2 protein-coding genes are annotated in these 18,293 nt (G+C 74.0%); both read left to right on the top strand.

The window, feature by feature from the left end; translation table 11 throughout:
* The first annotated feature begins 39 nt into the window (after nt 1-39).
* The gene (locus OG734_RS10265) at nt 40-6,630 is read left to right on the top strand and encodes a type I polyketide synthase (RefSeq protein WP_330287181.1); all 6,591 of its coding nucleotides are present in this window, start codon (nt 40-42) and stop codon (nt 6,628-6,630) included.
* A 26-nt stretch (nt 6,631-6,656) separates the two neighbouring features.
* Nucleotides 6,657-18,281: an SDR family NAD(P)-dependent oxidoreductase gene (locus OG734_RS10260; RefSeq protein WP_330287180.1), complete on the top strand. Its 11,625-nt coding sequence runs from the start codon at nt 6,657-6,659 to the stop codon at nt 18,279-18,281.
* Nucleotides 18,282-18,293: the final 12 nt, after the last annotated feature.

Here is an 18,293-nt window from a genome sequence, read left to right as displayed (position 1 = left end):
TAGCGACGGCTAAGGGGCCGCCAAGACCACCGACCTACCGTGAACGAATCGCGTGGCTGCCTCCCGGAACGGGAGGCCCATCCCGCCGTGGACCCTGAGGAGAGTGGATCGCCGATGGCGGACGAGGACAAGCTCCGTGCCTATCTCAAGCGGGCGACGACGGACCTTCAGGAGGCCCGACGCCGGCTCCAGCAGGTCGAGTCGGACAGGCGTGAGCCGATCGCCCTCGTCGCCATGTCCTGCCGGTATCCCGGTGACGTCCGTACCCCGGACGACCTGTGGCGGACGGTGGCCGACGGGCACGACGCCGTCGGGGAGTTCCCTTCCGACCGCGGCTGGGGCGTGGACGAGCTGTACGACCCCGACCCCGACAGCGTCGGCAAGTCCACCACCCGCCAGGGCGGCTTCCTGTACGATGCCGGCCACTTCGACGCCGGTTTCTTCGGCATCTCGCCGCGCGAGGCACTCGCCGTCGACCCGCAGCAGCGGCTGCTACTCACCCTCGCCTGGGAGGCGGTGGAGCGGGCCGGCATCCTGCCCGCCGCCCTCCGCGGCGAACAGGTCGGCGTGTTCACCGGCGTCATGTACAGCGACTACGGCACCCGTATCCACAAGCCCTCCGAAGAGTTCGAGGGCTACCTCGTGCAGGGCAGCGCCGCTAGCATCGCCTCCGGCCGGATCGCCTACACCTTCGGCTTCCACGGCCCGGCGGTGACGGTGGACACGGCGTGCTCTTCCTCCCTCGTGGCGATCCACCTGGCCGCCCAGGCGCTGCGGCGCGGCGAGTGCACCCTCGCACTCGCCGGCGGTGTGACCGTGATGGCCACCCCCAACACCTTCGTGGAATTCAGCCGCCAGCGCGGACTCGCCCCCGACGGTCGCTGCAAGGCCTTCTCCGCGCGGGCCGACGGAACCGGCTGGAGCGAGGGCGCCGGGGTGCTGCTTCTCGAGAGGCTGTCGGACGCGCGACGCAACGGGCACCCCGTCCTGGCGGTGATCCGGGGCAGCGCCGTCAACCAGGACGGCGCCAGCAGCCAGCTCACCGCGCCGAACGGTCCGGCCCAGCAGCGGGTGATCCGGCAGGCGTTGGCGGACGCCGGTCTGTCGGCGGCCGAGGTGGATGTGGTCGAGGCGCACGGTACCGGTACGGCGCTGGGTGATCCGATCGAGGCCGATGCGCTCATCGCCACGTACGGGCGGGAGCGCTCCGGGGACCGGCCGTTGTGGCTGGGCTCGTTGAAGTCGAACATCGGCCACACGCAGGCCGCGGCCGGTGTCGGTGGTGTGATCAAGATGGTGGAGGCCATCCGCCACGGCAAGCTGCCACGGACCCTGCATGTGGACGAGCCCTCTCCGCACGCGGACTGGTCCGCGGGCACGGTCCGGCTCCTGACCGAAGCCCAGGAGTGGCGGAGCGACGGTCCGCGCCGGGCCGCGGTGTCCTCCTTCGGGATCAGCGGCACCAACGCCCATGTGATCCTCGAACAGGCCCCGGACAAGGATTCCTCCGCCCCGCGGGAGGAGACGACGCTTCCGTTGTTGCTGTCGGGGCGGTCGCCGGAGGCGGTGCGGGAGCAGGCGGCCCGGCTAAGCGCGCACCTGACGGCGCAGCCCGGGATCGGGGCCGGGGACACGGCGTACACGCTGGCCACCGCCCGTACGGCGTTCCGGCATCGAGCCGTCGTCCTGGGCACCGACCGCGACGGACTGCTGAGTGCTCTCGAAGCCCTCGCGCAGGACAGGCCGTCCGCCGACGTGGTGTCCGGCGCCTCCCCCGACCACACCGGCAAGGCCGTGTTCGTCTTTCCGGGGCAGGGGTCGCAGTGGGTCGGGATGGGCCGGGAGCTGCTGGTTGGTGAGCCGGTGTTCGCGGAGCGTCTGGCCGAGTGTGCGGCGGCGTTGGAGCCGTTCACCGGGTGGTCGGTGGTGGATGTGCTGCGGGGGGTGGCGGATGCGCCGTCGTTGGAGCGTGTGGATGTGGTGCAGCCGGTGTTGTTCGCGGTGATGGTGTCGCTGGCGGCGGTGTGGCGGGAGTTCGGGGTGCGGCCGGCTGCTGTGGTGGGGCATTCGCAGGGTGAGATCGCCGCTGCGTGTGTGGCGGGTGCGTTGCGTCTTGAGGACGCGGCGCGTGTGGTGGCGCTGCGTAGCAGGGCGATCAGGGCGCTCGCCGGAAAGGGCGGCATGCTCTCCGTCGCGGCCTCCGCCGAACAGGCCGCCGCCCTCATCGCCGACCGGCTGGGACGGCTCGCGCTCGCCGCTGTCAACGGACCCGCTGCCGTGGTCGTCTCCGGCGACGGCGAGGCCCTCGACGAACTGGCCGACCGCTGCGCACACGAGGGCATACGCACCCGCCGGATCCCCGTCGACTACGCCTCGCACTCGGCCCACGTCGAGGCCATCGAGGAGGAGATCCGCACCGCCCTCGCCCCGATCGTCCCCAGGAGCGCGGAGATCCCGGTGTTCTCCACCCTCACCGGCGACTGGGCCGGGCCGACCGCCTTCGACGCCGACTACTGGTACCGCAACCTGCGTCACCCGGTGCGGTTCGGCCCGGCCACCCAGGCCCTCGCTGCATCGGGCCACACCGTGTTCATCGAGGTCAGCGCCCACCCGGTGCTGGTGATGGGCATCCAGGAAACGGTGGACGCGGCCGACCTGCCCGGCACCGCCTTCGGCACTCTGCGCCGTGACCAGGGCGGACTCAGGCAGTTCACCGAGGCCGTCGGGCACGCCCACCTGGCCGGCCTCCCCGTCCACTGGGGCCGACTCGCACCGGACGGCGCCCGCCCGGTCGAGCTGCCCACCTACCCGTTCCAGGAGGAACGCCTCTGGCTGGACTCCGAGTCGGCGCTGTCCGACGTCACCGAACTGGGGCTGCTCGCCGCCGGTCATCCGCTGCTGGGAGCCGCCGTCGATCTCGCGGACGGCGGCACGGTCCTCACCGGGCGGCTCTCAGCCGCCGCCCAGCCCTGGCTCGCCGACCACGCCGTCCTCGGCACGGTCCTGCTCCCCGGCACCGCCTTGCTCGAACTGGCCATCCGCCTCGGCGACGAGGTGCACTGCCCGCGCGTCGACGAACTCACCCTGGAGGCACCGCTTGTCCTGCCCGAGCACGGCACCCTGCGGATCCAGGTGGTGGCCGAGGCAGCCGACGACAGCGGGCGACGCGCCTTCGCAGTGTACTCCCGCACCGATGACGACCTGCCCTGGCAGCGGCACGCGTCCGGTGTCCTCGCCCCGGATGACGCGGCGGCCGCACCCTCGCCCGCCCCCGCGACCTGGCCGCCACCCGGCGCCCGACCCGTCGAACTGGACGGCTTCTACGCCCAACTGGCCGCCACTGGGTACGGCTACGGCCCCGCCTTCCAGGGCCTGCGGGCGTTGTGGCAGGACGGTGACGACCTGTACGCCGAGGTCGAACTGGCCGACGCGTCCGCCGCCGAGGCCGCACGGTACGGCATCCACCCCGCGCTGCTGGACGCCGTCCTGCACGCGCTCTGCTCCGACCAGCCGGACACCGTCCGGCTGCCTTTCGCCTGGGCCGGCGTCCGGCTGCACGCGAGCGGCGCCACCGCCGGCTGGGCCCGGCTCGGCCGTACCGGGCCCGACCGGGTCACCCTCACGCTCACCGACGCCAGCGGAGCGCCGGTGCTCACCGCCGACTCGCTCACCCTGCGCGCCACCGACGTCGCGCGGCTCGCCGACCGCCGCCACAGCCCCGACGCGCTGCTCGCCCCGCACTGGCGACCGGCCGCCCTGGACCAGGCCACACCGGTGGCCGTCTCCGCCTGGGCCCTCCTGGGGGACGCCCCGCTCGGCGACCCGAGCCGGGTGGCGGCCGACGCCCCGCGCCGCCACCGCCACCTGGACGGCCTCCGCGCCGAGCTGGCGTCCGGCGCGACGGCGCCGGAGATCGTCCTCCTGCCCGTCGACACGGTGGCCGGCCCGACGGCGGGCGCCGCCGGGACCCCGGTCGATCCGGCAGCCCCGGACACCACCAGGGCCACCGTCCTCACCGCGCTGACGGCCGTACAGCAGTTCCTCGCCTCGCCCGAGTTGGCGGAGAGCCGGCTCGTCCTGCTCACCCACGGTGCCGTCGCCGCGGCGCCCGGGGAGACGGTGGACAACCCGGCCGCCGCCGCCGTATGGGGTCTGGTGCGTACCGCGCAGTCCGAGCACCCCGGCCGGTTCGTGCTGGCCGACCTTGACGCGCCGGATGCCGCACCCGAGCTCCTGGCTGCCGCGCTCGGCGGAGCGGAACCGCAGTTCGCGATCCGGGGCGGCGAGATCCTGCTGCCCCGCCTGATCCGCACCGGCGAGCAGGAGCGGCTCGTCCCGCCGTCCGACACGGCCGGCTGGAAGCTCGGCACCACCGGCAGGGGCACCTTCGAGAACCTCGCCCTCGTCCCGTCCGTCGATGACACCCGGCCCCTGGAACCCGGTGAGGTCCGGGTCGCCGTCCGCGCCGCCGGCCTGAACTTCCGCGACACGCTGATCGCCCTCGGGATGTACCCCGGCGAGGCCGCGATCGGCGGCGAAGCCGCCGGAACCGTCGTCGAGGTCGCCCCCGACGTCACCGGACTGGCGCCCGGCGACCGCGTGATGGGCCTGTTCCCGCGCGGAGGCATCGCGCCCCTCACGGCCACCGACCACCGTTTGCTCGGCAGGATCCCGCTCGGCTGGACGTACACGCAGGCCGCCTGCGCCCCGGTCGTCTACCTCACCGCCTACTACGGGCTGCGCGACCTCGCCGACGTACGGCAGGGTGAGTCCCTGCTGATCCACGCAGTCACGGGCGGAGTCGGCATGGCCGCCCTGCAACTCGCCCGCCACTGGGGCCTGGAGGTGTACGGCACTGCCAGTCCCGGCAAGTGGGGCACCGCCCGCGCCCTCGGCCTGGACGGTGAACGGCTCGCCTCCTCCCGTGACCTGGAGTTCGAGGAGCGGTTCCGGGCCGCCACCGGTGGGCGGGGCGTGGACGTGGTGCTCAACTCCCTTGCCCGCGAGTTCGTCGACGCCTCGCTCCGGCTGCTCGGCCCCGGCGGACGGTTCCTGGAGATGGGCAAGACCGACATCCGGCCCGCCGCCGACCTGGCCCTCACCCACCCGGGAGCCGCCTACCACCCGTACGACCTGGTGTTGGACGCCGGACCCGACCGGATCGGCGAGATGCTCGCCGAACTCGCCGACCTCTTCGACCGGGGCGTCCTCACCCCCCTGCCCACCACCATCTGGGACGTGGCACGGACACCCGCCGCCTTCCGCCACCTCGCCCAGGCCCGCCACACCGGCAAGCTGGCCGTGGTGCTCCCGCCACGCCTCACCCCCGCCCACACCGTCCTGATCACCGGCGGCACCGGCACCCTGGGCGTCCTCACTGCCCGGCACCTGGTCACCCGGCACGGCGTACGGCACCTGCTGCTCGTCGGTCGGCAGGGCGAACGGGCGCCCGGAGCGGCCGAACTGCACGCGGAACTCACCGCGTTGGGCGCCGACGTCACCATCGCCGCCTGTGACGCCGCCGACCCCGAGGACCTGGCGGCCCTGCTCGCCCGCGTCCCAGCCGAGCATCCGCTGACCGCGGTCGTCCACGCGGCCGGCGTCCTCGACGACGCGACCGTGGACCGGTTCACCCCCGAACAGTTCGACCGCGTCCTGCGCGCCAAAGCGGACGCCGCCTGGAACCTGCACCGACTGACCCAGGACGCGGATCTGTCGGCGTTCGTGGTCTTCTCCTCCCTCGCCGGCACGCTCGGCAGCCCCGGCCAGGGCAACTACGCCGCCGCCAACGCCTATCTGGACGCACTCGTCCAGCACCGCCGCGGCCAGGGACTCCCGGCCACCTCCCTGGTCTGGGGCCTGTGGACCCAGGCCTCCGGCATGACCGGAGCGATGAGCGCGGCCGACGTACGGCGGGTCTCGGCCCTCGGCATCCGCCCGGTCGAACCCGCCGAAGGCCTGGCCCGGTTCGACGCGGCCCTCGCCCACGGCGGCGCCGTCCTCGTACCGGCCGCCCCCGACACCGCCGCACTGCGCGCCGCCGAGCCCACGTCCGTACCGGTGCTGCTGCGCGACCTGGCCCACCACACCGTACGGCCCACCGCGCGCACCGCGCGGCCCGCCCAGGGCGCGGTCCTGGACGGCATGGACGAGACCGAACAGCTCCGGTATCTGCTCGACCTGGTCCGCACCCACGCGGCCACAGTCCTCGGACACGCCACGGCCGAGGCGATCGACGCGGCACAGGAGTTCAAGAAGATCGGCTTCGACTCGCTGACCGCCGTCGAACTGCGCAACCGGCTCGCCGCCGCTACCCGGCTGCGCCTGCCGGCCACCCTCGTCTTCGACCATCCCACGCCCACCGGGCTGGCCGCCGAACTGCGCACCCGGCTCGCCCCCGCCGGCTCCACCCCGAGCGTCCTCGACGAACTCGACCGGCTCGCGGACCGGTTGCACACCGCCGACGCCGACGCCGACACCCGTACGGCCATCGGCGAACGGCTCGGCGCGCTGCTGCGCTCCTGGACCATCCCGCCCGACGGTGCCGGCGACCAGGCCGCCGAGGACCTCGGCTCCGCCACCGACGATGAACTGTTCAGCGTGATCGAGAACGAGCTCGGAATCTCCTGAGCCTGGCCGGAGGATGTTGACGTCGCATGGCAAACGAACAGACGGCGAACGACGCCAAACTGCGTGACTACCTGAAGAAGGTCACCACCGAGCTCCGGCAGGCCCGCCAGCAACTCGCCGACACCGAGGCCCGCGCACACGATCCGGTCGCCGTGGTCGGCATGGCCTGCCGCCTGCCCGGCGGCGTGGCCTCCCCCGACGACCTCTGGCAACTCGTCGCCGAAGGGCGCGACGCCCTCGGCCCCTTCCCGACCGGCCGCGGCTGGGACTTCGGCACACTGTTCGACCCCGATCCCGAGCGACCTGGCAGCTGCTACGCCCGCAGCGGCGGCTTCGTCGAGGACGCGGACGGCTTCGACGCCGGGTTCTTCGACATCTCCCCGCGTGAGGCGCTGGCCATGGCCCCGCAGCAACGGCTCATCCTGGAGACCGCCTGGGAGGCCCTCGAGCGCGCCGGCCTCGAACCCGGCACCCTGCGCGGCAGCCACACCGGTGTCTACACCGGCGCTGACGACCAGGACTACGCCACCGTGCTCGCCGGCACCTCCGCCGACCTGCACGGCTACATCGGCACCGGCACCCTCTCGGCTCTGATCTCCGGCCGTATCGCCTACACCTTCGGTCTGGAGGGGCCGGCGGTGACGGTGGACACGGCGTGCTCGTCGTCCCTCGTGGCGATCCACCTGGCGATGCAGGCGCTGCGGCGCGGCGAGTGCACCCTCGCCCTCGCCGGCGGCGTCGCGGTGATGGCCACCCCCAACGTCCTCACCGATTTCAGCCGCCAGCGCGGCCTCGCGCCGGACGGCCGCTGCAAGGCGTTCGCGGCCGGGGCGGACGGCACGGGCTTCGCCGAGGGCGCAGGGCTCCTGGTCCTGGAGCGGTTGTCGGATGCGCGGCGGAATGGTCATCGGGTGTTGGCGGTGATCCGGGGGAGTGCGGTCAATCAGGATGGTGCGTCGAATGGGTTGACGGCGCCGAATGGTCCGGCCCAGCAGCGGGTGATCCGGCAGGCGTTGGCGGATGCGGGTGTGTCGGCGGCCGAGGTGGATGTGGTCGAGGCGCATGGCACGGGTACCACGTTGGGTGATCCGATCGAGGCGGAGGCGCTGATCGCGACTTATGGTGCGGCTCGTTCTGTGGATCGGCCGTTGTGGTTGGGGTCGTTGAAGTCGAACATCGGCCACACGCAGGCCGCGGCCGGTGTCGGTGGTGTGATCAAGATGGTGGAGGCTGTCCGTCGGGGTGAGATGCCGCGGACGTTGCATGTGGATGAGCCGTCGCCGCATGTGGACTGGTCCGCGGGTACGGTCCGGCTGCTGACCGAAGCCCAGGAGTGGCGGAGCGACGGTCCGCGCCGGGCGGGGGTGTCCTCCTTCGGTATCAGCGGCACCAACGCCCACCTGATCCTCGAACAAGCCCCGGACGAGGAACTCCCCGCTCCCGCGAACCCGCCCGTCGGCACCCTGCTGCCCTGGGTGCTCTCCGCGCGGAGCGCCAACGCCCTGCACGAGCAGGCCCGTCGGCTCGCCGACCGGCTGCCTCTCATGTCGGCCGAGGCAGGCCTCACCGACATCGGACACGCCCTGCTGACCACCCGCGCCGCCTTCGACCACCGCGCGGTGGTCGTCGCCGGTGAGACGGACGACTTCCTTGCCGCGTTGCGCGCTGTTGCCGAGGGGCGGGATGTGTCGGGTGTGGTGTGTGGGGAGGCTGTCGTCGGGGGGCGTACGGCGTTCGTGTTCACCGGTCAGGGTGCTCAGCGGGTGGGGATGGGCCGGGAGTTGTATGGGGTGTTTCCGGTGTTCGCGGCTGCGTTGGATGAGGTGTGTGGGTATCTGGATCCGTTGTTGGGGCGGTCGTTGCGGGAGGTGATGTTCGAGGGGCCGGGGGAGGTGCTGGATCGGACGGAGGTGACGCAGCCGGCGTTGTTCGCGTTCGAGGTGGCGTTGTTCCGGTTGGTGGAGTCGTTCGGGGTGTGGCCGGATGCGGTGGTGGGGCATTCGGTGGGGGAGTTGGCGGCGGTGTGTGTGGCGGGTGTGGTGTCGCTGGCGGATGCGTGTGCGGTGGTGGTGGCCCGGGGTCGGCTGATGGGTGCGGCGCGTGCCGGCGGGGCCATGGTCGCGGTGGAGGCGCCGGAGGCCGAGGTGCTGGAGGTTGTGGGCGTGGGGGTGTCGGTCGCGGGGGTCAACGGGCCTGCGGCGGTGGTGATCTCCGGGGACGAGGCGGCGGTGCTGACGGCCGCGGGGGTGTTGGAGGGGCGGGGGTATCGCACGCGTCGGCTGCGGGTGAGTCATGCCTTTCACAGTGCGCATATGGATGGTGTGCTGGAGGAGTTTGCTGCGGTGGTGCGGGGGGTGGTGTGGGGGCGGCCGTCGTTTGTGGTGGCGTCGACGTTGTCGGGGCGGGTGGATGCGGGGCAGTGGTCGGATCCGGAGTACTGGGTGCGGCAGATCCGTGAGCCGGTCCGTTTCCTTGACGGGGTGCGGGCGTTGGAGGCGGAGGGTGTCACGGCCTTCCTGGAGTTGGGTCCGGATGCGGCGTTGACCGGAGCGGTGTTGAGCAGTGTGCGGGCGGGGGTGCTGGCGGTGGCCGCTGCCCGTCGTGATCGTGACGAGGTCGCCTCGGTGTATGGCGCGTTGGCCGCGCTGCACACGCACGGGGTGGACGTGAACTGGTCGCCGGCCTACGCCGGCCTGGTCGACGGGGACCGGTCGGTGCCAGTGGAGTTGCCCACCTATCCCTTCGAGCACCAGCGCTACTGGGCGGACGGCACGGGTGCCACCGCCTCGGTGGCGTCGGCCGGGCTGGAGACGGTCGAGCACGCGGTGCTGTCGGCGGCCGTCGACCTGGCGGACGAGGACGGCCTGGTGCTGACCGGCCGTTTCGCCCTCCGTGAGCAGGAGTGGCTGGCCGACCACACGATCGTCGGCACGGTCGTCGTGCCCGGCACGGCCTTCGTGGAACTCGCTGTCCGCGCCGCCGACCGGGTGGGCTGCGACGAGGTCGAGGAACTGGTCCTGGAGTCGCCGCTGGTGATGTCGGACCAGGAGACCGTCGACCTGCAGATCGTGCTGGGGCAGCCCGATGGCGCCGGTCGGCGCACCCTCGGCATCCACAGCCGCCCCGGTGGCGCGACCGGCCGTACCGCGCCGTGGACCCGGCACGCCACCGGTGTTCTCGCGCCCGGTACCCCGGTGCCCGACGCCGACCTGACGGCCTGGCCGCCGCCGGCCCCGGAACTCCCCATCACTGACGCATACCAGCGGCTGGCCGCGCACGGTCTCGGCTACGGACCGGCACTGCGCGGCATGACCCGCGCCTGGGGCAGCGGGGACGACCTGTGGGCCGAGGTCGAACTGCCCGCCGGTAACTCGGCCGCCGGGTACGGCGTGCACCCCGCGCTGATGGATGCGGCGCTCCACCCGTTCGCGCTGCTCGCGGTCGAGGGCGCCGGAGCGGACACCGCTCCAGTCCGGCTGCCCTTCTCCTGGAGCGGCGTCCGGCTGCACGCGACCGGCGCGACCGCGCTGAGGGTGCACCTCGCGCGCCGGGGCGAGGACGCGGTGGCCCTGGAGGCGGCCGACGCTGCGGGCGCGCCGGTCGTGTCGGTGGCGTCTTTGGTGTTCCGCGCCATCGCGCCGGAACAGCTGAGTGCCGCCGGTGCCCGGCGGCACGACACCCTGTTCACCACCGTGTGGAGTCCCGTACCGGCTGGCACGTCCGGCGGTTCGCGGGCGGCGCTCCTCGGCCCGGACGACCTGGGACTGACGGGCGTGGAGCGCCACCCGACGCCCGCGGCACTGGCCGAGGCGGCCGCGGCCGGGGCCCGGCTGCCCGATGTCGTACTGGTGGCTGTCGGCCCGACGGACGGGACGGACGCACCCGCCGACGGTTCGGCCCAGGGGCCCGTACCCGCCGCCGTCCACGACACCGTCTCCCACGTGCTGACGCTGCTCCAGGAGTGGGTGGCCGACGAGCGGCTGGACGGCTGCCGACTGGCTCTGGTGACCCGGGGCACGGTCGCCCCCGGCGCCGGGCCCGGCCCGGACGATCCGGTGGCGGCTCCGGTGTGGGGGCTGGTCCGTGCGGCGCAGGCCGAGCACCCGGGCCGGTTTCTGCTGCTGGACCTGGACGACGATCCGGCCTCGGCGCGCGCCGCGCTGACCGCGCCCGCCGTCGACGAACCCCAACTGTCCATCAGCGGCGGTACGTTGTACGCCCCCAGGCTGGCCCGGGTGCAGCTCGGCGGCCGGCTCCTGCCGCCGGCGGACGCACCGGCCTGGCGGCTGGACGCCGTACCCAGGGGTTCGCTCGCCAACCTGGCGCTGGTGCCGGCTGAGACCCCGGCCGGCCCACCCGGTGCCGGGCGGGTACGGATCGCGGTCCGGGCCGCGGCCCTGGACAACCAGGACGTGCTCGCGGCCCTCGGCATGCTGCCCGGTGAGGCGCCGCTGGGCGCGGAGGGCGCCGGAACCGTGACCGAGGTCGGTCCCGGCGTCACCGGACTCGCCCCCGGGGACCGGGTGTTCGGTCTGTTCCCCGGTGCCGTCGCCTCCCTCGCGGAGACCGACCACCGGCTCCTCGCGCCGATACCCGCCGACTGGACGTACACGCAGGCCGCGACCTTGCCCCTGACCTCGCTCGCGGCTCACCGGGCCCTGCGCGCGCTCGCCGTCGGCCGGCCGGGGCAGACGCTGCTGGTGCGCGCGGCGGACAGCGCGGCGGGCCCGGCGGTGGTGCGTCTGGCCCGGCACTACGGCTGGGAGGTCCAGGCGGTGGCCGCGGACTCCACGGAGGCCCCCGAAGGCCCGTTCGACGCGGTCCTCGACGCCGCCGAACTCCCGCCGTGGCCGGACCGGCACACCCTGGAGGAGGCCCTGGAGGCGTTCGCGGAACTGGTGCCGCTGTGGACGCGGGGCGTGCTCACCCCGCTGCCGGCTGTGGTGCGTGAGGTGGCCGGCGTCCGTGAGTCGCTGAGCCTGCTCAACGAGACCGGGCAGGCCCGGAAGGCCGTCCTGGCCATCCCGGCCGCACCCCGGCCCGACGGCACCGTGCTGATCACCGGCGGCACCGGCGGACTCGGCGCTCTGCTCGCCCGCCACCTGGTCGCCGAACAGGGCGTACGGCATCTGCTGCTGACCAGCAGGCGCGGTCCGCAGGCTCCGGGTGTGGCAGAACTCGCGGCGGAATTGCGCGGGTCGGGTGCCGAGGTGACGGTCGCCGCCTGTGATGTGGCGGACCGGGCGGCGCTGGCGGACCTTCTCGCGGGCATCCCCGCCGAGCATCCGCTGACCGCAGTCGTGCACGCGGCCGGCGTCCTCGACGACGCCTCGCTGAGCGCACTGACCCCCGGCCGGCTGGCCTCCGTGCTGGCCCCCAAGGTCGACGCCGCCTGGCACCTGCACGAGCTGACCCGCGGCCTCGACCTGGCCTCCTTCACGCTGTTCTCCTCGCTGGCCGGCGTCCTGGGCAACGCGGGACAGGGTAACTACGCGGCGGCCAACGCCTTCCTCGACGCTCTCGCCGCGCGCCGCCGCGCCGAGGGACTTCCCGCGGCCTCGCTCGCCTGGGGTCCCTGGGCCACCGCCGGGATGGCCGGCGATCTCGACGCGGCAGGCCTCGAGCGGCTGGCCCGGCTCGGTGCCGTACCGCTGACGGCCGACGAGGGCCTCGCTCTGTTCGACGCGGCGGCGGGACTGCCCGGAGCGTTCGTGGCGGCCCGCCTGGCGCCGCCCCGGCACCCGGACGGCGAGGTGCCGCATCTGCTGCGCGGCCTGCTCCCGCGTCCGGCCCGCCGGGCCGCCCAAGCGGCGTCCGCACCGCGCTCCGCACTCGCCGACCGGCTGGCCCGGCTGCCCGAGGCCGCCCGGGCGCAGGCCCTGACCGACCTGGTCCGCGAGCAGGCCGCAGACGTCCTCGGACATTCCGGGCCCGCCACCGTCGACCCGGTACGGCCCTTCAAGGAGTCCGGTTTCGACTCGCTCACCGCCGTCGAACTGCGCAACCGCCTCGACGCGGCGACCGGGCTGCGACTGCCCGCGACGCTGGTCTTCGACCACCCCACCCCCGAGGCCGTCGCCGCCCTGCTGCACGAACGGTTCGCTCCCTCCGTATCGCAGCCCGCTCTTCCCGACACCGACGCCACGGCGACTCCGGACGACGACGCCATCGCCATCATCGCCATGAGCTGCCGCTACCCCGGCGGTGCGAACGACCCCGAGGACCTGTGGCGGCTGGTTGCGGACGGCCGGGACGGGACCTCCGCGTTCCCGACCGACCGCGGCTGGCGCGTCGAGGACCTCTACGACGCGAACCCGGACGCCCTGGGCACCGCGTACACGCGGCGCGGCGGCTTCGTCGACCACGCCGACGGCTTCGACGCCGCGTTCTTCGGCATCTCGCCACGTGAGGCCCTGGCCATGGATCCGCAGCAGCGGCTGCTGCTGGAGACCGCCTGGGAGATCTTCGAACGAGCCGGCATCGACCCCGCCGCGGTGCGGGGCAGCGACACCGGAGTGATCCTCGGCGTCGTACCGGCCGAGTACGTCACCCGCCCGCCCGGCACCCCGCACGATCTGGAGGGCTACCTGCTGACCGGCAACACCACCAGTGTCGCCGCCGGACGCGTGGCCTACACGTTCGGCCTCCAGGGCCCCGCCTTCACCGTCGACACGGCGTGTTCCTCGTCCCTCGTGGCGCTGCACCTGGCCGCCCGCGCGCTGCGCAACGGCGAGTGCTCACTGGCCCTCACCGGAGGGGCCACGGTCATCGCCAGCCCCACGGTGTACGTCGAGTTCAGCCGCCAGCGCGCGCTCTCGCCGGACGGCCGCTGCCGGGCGTTCGCGGCGGGTGCGGACGGTACGGGCTTTGCCGAGGGCGCGGGCATGCTGCTCCTGGAGCGGTTGTCGGATGCGCGGCGGAATGGTCATCGGGTGTTGGCGGTGATCCGGGGGAGTGCGGTCAATCAGGATGGTGCGTCGAACGGGTTGACGGCGCCGAATGGTCCGGCCCAGCAGCGGGTGATCCGGCAGGCGTTGGCGGATGCGGGTGTGTCGGCGGCCGAGGTGGATGTGGTCGAGGCGCATGGCACGGGTACCACGTTGGGTGATCCGATCGAGGCGGAGGCGCTGATCGCGACCTATGGTGCGGCTCGTTCTGCGGATCGGCCGTTGTGGTTGGGGTCGTTGAAGTCGAACATCGGCCACACGCAGGCCGCGGCCGGTGTCGGTGGTGTGATCAAGATGGTGGAGGCCATCCGCCACGGCGAGCTGCCACGGACCCTGCATGTGGATGAGCCCTCTCCGCATGTGGACTGGTCCGCGGGTACGGTCCGGCTGCTGACCGAAGCCCAGGAGTGGCGGAGCGACGGTCCGCGCCGGGCCGCGGTGTCCTCCTTCGGAGTCAGCGGCACCAACGCCCATGTGATCCTCGAACAGGCACCCGACGGCGAACGGCCCGCTCCCGCCCCGGCGGTGCCGCAGGGCACGGTGCTGCCCTGGGTGCTCTCCGCCCGGAGCGCCAACGCCCTGCGGGAACAGGCTCGCCGGCTGCTCGACCGGCTCGCGGCCGACCCGGACGCCGAGTCGGCCCCGCTCGCGGCAGCGCTCGCCACCACCCGCGCCGAGTTCGAACACCGGGCCGTGATCGTCGGCGCCGGCCGCGCCGAGCTGATCCAGGGCCTGACCGCACTCGCCGACGACGTGCCCGCGCCGAACCTTGTCACCGGACTTGCGGAGAGCCGGATCGACCCCGTGTTCGTCTTTCCGGGGCAGGGGTCGCAGTGGGTCGGGATGGGCCGGGAGTTGCTGGTTGGTGAGCCGGTGTTCGCGGAGCGTCTGGCCGAGTGTGCGGCGGCGTTGGAGCCGTTCACCGGGTGGTCGGTGGTGGATGTGCTGCGGGGGGTGGCGGATGCGCCGTCGTTGGAGCGTGTGGATGTGGTGCAGCCGGTGTTGTTCGCGGTGATGGTGTCGCTGGCGGCGGTGTGGCGGGAGTTCGGGGTGCGGCCGGCTGCTGTGGTGGGGCATTCGCAGGGTGAGATCGCCGCTGCGTGTGTGGCGGGTGCGTTGCGTCTTGAGGACGCGGCGCGTGTGGTGGCGCTGCGTAGCAGGGCGATCAGGGCGCTCGCCGGAAAGGGCGGCATGCTCTCCGTCGCGGCCTCCGCCGAACAGGCCGCCGCCCTCATCGCCGACCGGCTGGGACGGCTCGCGCTCGCCGCTGTCAACGGACCCGCTGCCGTGGTCGTCTCCGGCGACGGCGAGGCCCTCGACGAACTGGCCGACCGCTGCGCACACGAGGGCATACGCACCCGCCGGATCCCCGTCGACTACGCCTCGCACTCGGCCCACGTCGAGGCCATCGAGGAGGAGATCCGCACCGCCCTCGCCCCGATCGTCCCCAGGAGCGCGGAGATCCCGGTGTTCTCCACCCTCACCGGCGACTGGGCCGGGCCGACCGCCTTCGACGCCGACTACTGGTACCGCAACCTGCGCCGGACCGTCCGCTTCCACGAGGTCGTCACGGCGCTGGCCGAGCAGGGCCACCGGCTGTTCGTGGAGAGCAGCCCGCACCCCGTCCTGGCCCCGGCGGTCCAGGAGACCCTGGACGCCGTGGCGCCCGGCACCGCCGGAGCCCTCGGCACGCTGCGGCGTGACGACGGCGGCCGCACCCGGCTGCTGCTGTCACTGGCCGAGGCATACGTCCAGGGCGCCCCGGTCTCCTGGCGCGCGCTGTTCGCCGCCGCCGAGGCGGCCCCGCTGCCGACCTACCCCTTCCAGCGGGAGCGGTACTGGCTCGACCCGGTCGTGCGGCCCGGCGCCGCCTCCGTCGCCGGCCCGGGGGGCCTCGGGCATCCGCTGCTCGACACCGTCGTCGTCCTGGCGGGCGAGGCCGGTGTCCTGCTCACCGGGACGCTCTCGCTCGCCGCCCACCCGTGGCTGGCCGACCATGCCGTGGACGGAGTGGTCCTGCTGCCCGGCACCGCGTTCCTCGAACTCGCCGTGTACGCCGGCCGGCAGACCGACTGCGCTGAGGTGGAAGACCTCACCCTGGAGGCGCCGCTCGCCCTGTCCGCCGCCGAAGAGATGCGGCTGCAGGTGCTGGTGGGCCCCGCCGACGCCGAGGGTCACCGCCCGGTCGCCGTGCACTCCCGCCCCGCGGCCGCCGCTTCCGCGGACGAGACGGACTGGACGCGGCACGCCTCCGGCACCGTACGGCCTGCGACCGCGCTGACCCCGCCGCTGGCGCCCGCCGGCACGTCCTGGCCGCCGCAGGACGCGGTCCCGGCCGACGTCGACGCGTTCTACCCGCTGCTGGCCGAGCGCGGCTACGGCTACGGCCCGGCCTTCCAGGGGCTGCGTGCCGCCTGGCGACGGGACGGGACCAGATTCGCCGAGGTGCGGCTCCCCGGCGGCGACGGCTTCACGCTGCACCCCGCGCTGCTCGACGCGGCCCTGCACGTGCTGGCCCTCGAAACGGCCGCCGAGCCGGCCGACGGCGGGATCCGGCTGCCCTTCTCCTGGAGCGGGGTCCGGCTGCACGCGACCGGTGCCACCGCCCTGCGCGTCGAGGTGACCCCGGTCGGCCCGGACGTCGTGTCGCTGGCCCTGAGCACGCCGGACGGCACCCTGCTCGGCACCGTGGACGAACTGACGGTCCGCCCGATCAGCGCCCGGCAGCTGGCCGCTCTCCGCGGCGCCGACCCCCTGCCGCTACACCAGGTGGAGTGGGCCGAACTGCCCTCCGTACCGGCCTCGCCCGCACCCTCCTGCGTCCTGCTGGAAACCGTGGACGAGACGCACACCCCCACCGGGAACCCGGCCGTGGACCCGGAACTGCTGGCCCTCGCCGCCCTGGCCGATGCCGAGCGGGTGCCCGAACTCGTGCTGGTGCGGTCCACGGCCGCCCCGGACGACGGCAGTCCCGAAACGGTCCGGGCCGCGCTCCACCGCGTCCTGGACCTCGTCCAGACCTGGCTGGAGGACGAGCGCTTCGACGGCTCCCGGCTGGTCGTGTGCACCAGGAACGCAGTCGGCGCCGACCAGGAGACCCGGCTCACCGGCCTCGCGGACGCCGCCGTGTGGGGGCTCGTCCGCTCCGCCCAGTCCGAACACCCCGACCGGCTGGCCCTCCTCGACCTGGACGAGGACGCCGACCGGCTCGCCGTACCGCACCCGGTGCTGTCCCGGCTGGCCGCCGGCGAACCCCAACTCGCCCTGCACGACGGGCGGATTCTTGCCCCCCGGCTCACCCCGGCCTCGCCCGCCGGGAACCCGGCGCCGAGCACCGACCCGGCGGCGCCCGCCGATCCGTCGGACCTCTCCGTGCTCATGGGCATCGACCCGGCGGGCACCGTCCTGATCACCGGCGGCACCGGCACCCTCGGTGCCCTCTTCGCCCGCCACCTGGTCGCCGCACACGGTGTACGGCACCTGCTGCTCGCCGGCCGGCGAGGCACGGGCGCCCCGGGAGTCGCCGAACTCGTCGCCGAGCTGGCGGAGTCGGGCGCCGAGGTGACGGTCGCCGCCTGCGACGTGGCGGACCGGACGGCACTGGCGGACCTGCTCACGGGCATCCCCGCCGAGCACCCGCTGACCGCCGTCGTGCACACCGCGGGCGTCCTCGACGACGGCGTCGTCGCCTCGCTCACACCGAGCCACCTCGACACCGTCCTGCGGGCCAAGGCCGACGCGGCCTGGCATCTGCACGAGCTGACCAGGGACATGGATCTGGGCGCGTTCGTGCTGTTCTCCTCCGTCGCCGGCACCCTCGGCAGCCCCGGCCAGGCCAACTACGCCGCCGCCAACGCCTACCTCGACGCCCTCGCCCGGCACCGCGGGGCCACGGGCCGGCCGGCCCTGTCGCTGGCCTGGGGACTGTGGGCCGAGTCCAGCGGCATGACCGGCCACCTCGACGGCGCTCACCTCGAACGGCTGCGGCGCGGCGGTGTCGTACCGCTCACCGGCGACGACGGGCGCGCCCTGTTCGACGCCGCGCTCAGCTCCGGACATCCCGCGCTCGTTCCCGTCCGGTTGGACACCGCCGAGCTGCGGCAGGCGGCGGCCCAGGGCACCCTGCCCGGCGTGCTCCGCGGCTTGGTCCCCGCCCCCGACCGCGAGGTCGCGAGCACCCAGGCGGAGGTCCCGGCGGTCGACCGGATCCTGGCCCTCCCGGCGGAGCAGCGCGACGAGGCCCTCCTCGGCCTGGTCCGGGCCTCCGTGGCCGCGGTCCTCGGCCACGCCTCACCGGACTCGGTGGATCCGCTCCAGGCGTTCAAGGAGATCGGCTTCGACTCGCTCACCGCCGTCCAGCTGCGCAACCGGCTGAACGCGGCCACCGGGCTGCGGCTGCCCGCGACCCTCGTCTTCGACCACCCCACCCCGGCGGCACTCGCCGCCCATCTGGGCACCGAACTGCTCCCGCCCGCCAACGCGCCGGCGGACCGTCTGCTGGCCAAGCTGACCGAGCTGGAGGACGCGCTGCCCGACGAGGCGACGGACGTGGCGGCCAGGGACCTGGTCACCGCCCGGCTGGAGGCCGTTCTCGCCCGCTGGCGCAGTCCCGCGGCCACCCAGCCGGCCGAGAAGCTCAAGGAGGCGTCCGCCGACGAGATCTTCGCCTTCATCGACAACGAACTCGGCCGACGCACCACCTGACAGGCCCCGGCG

Source organism: Streptomyces sp. NBC_00576 (assembly GCF_036345175.1).
Classification (GTDB): Bacteria; Actinomycetota; Actinomycetes; order Streptomycetales; family Streptomycetaceae; genus Streptomyces.
This window is presented reverse-complemented; position numbering and strand designations above follow the sequence as displayed.

What these genes read in the sequence shown, in the direction of transcription:
- OG734_RS10260 (WP_330287180.1), top strand. Translation starts at nt 6,657, where the DNA reads ATGGCAAACGAACAGACGGCGAACGACGCCAAACTGCGTGACTACCTG.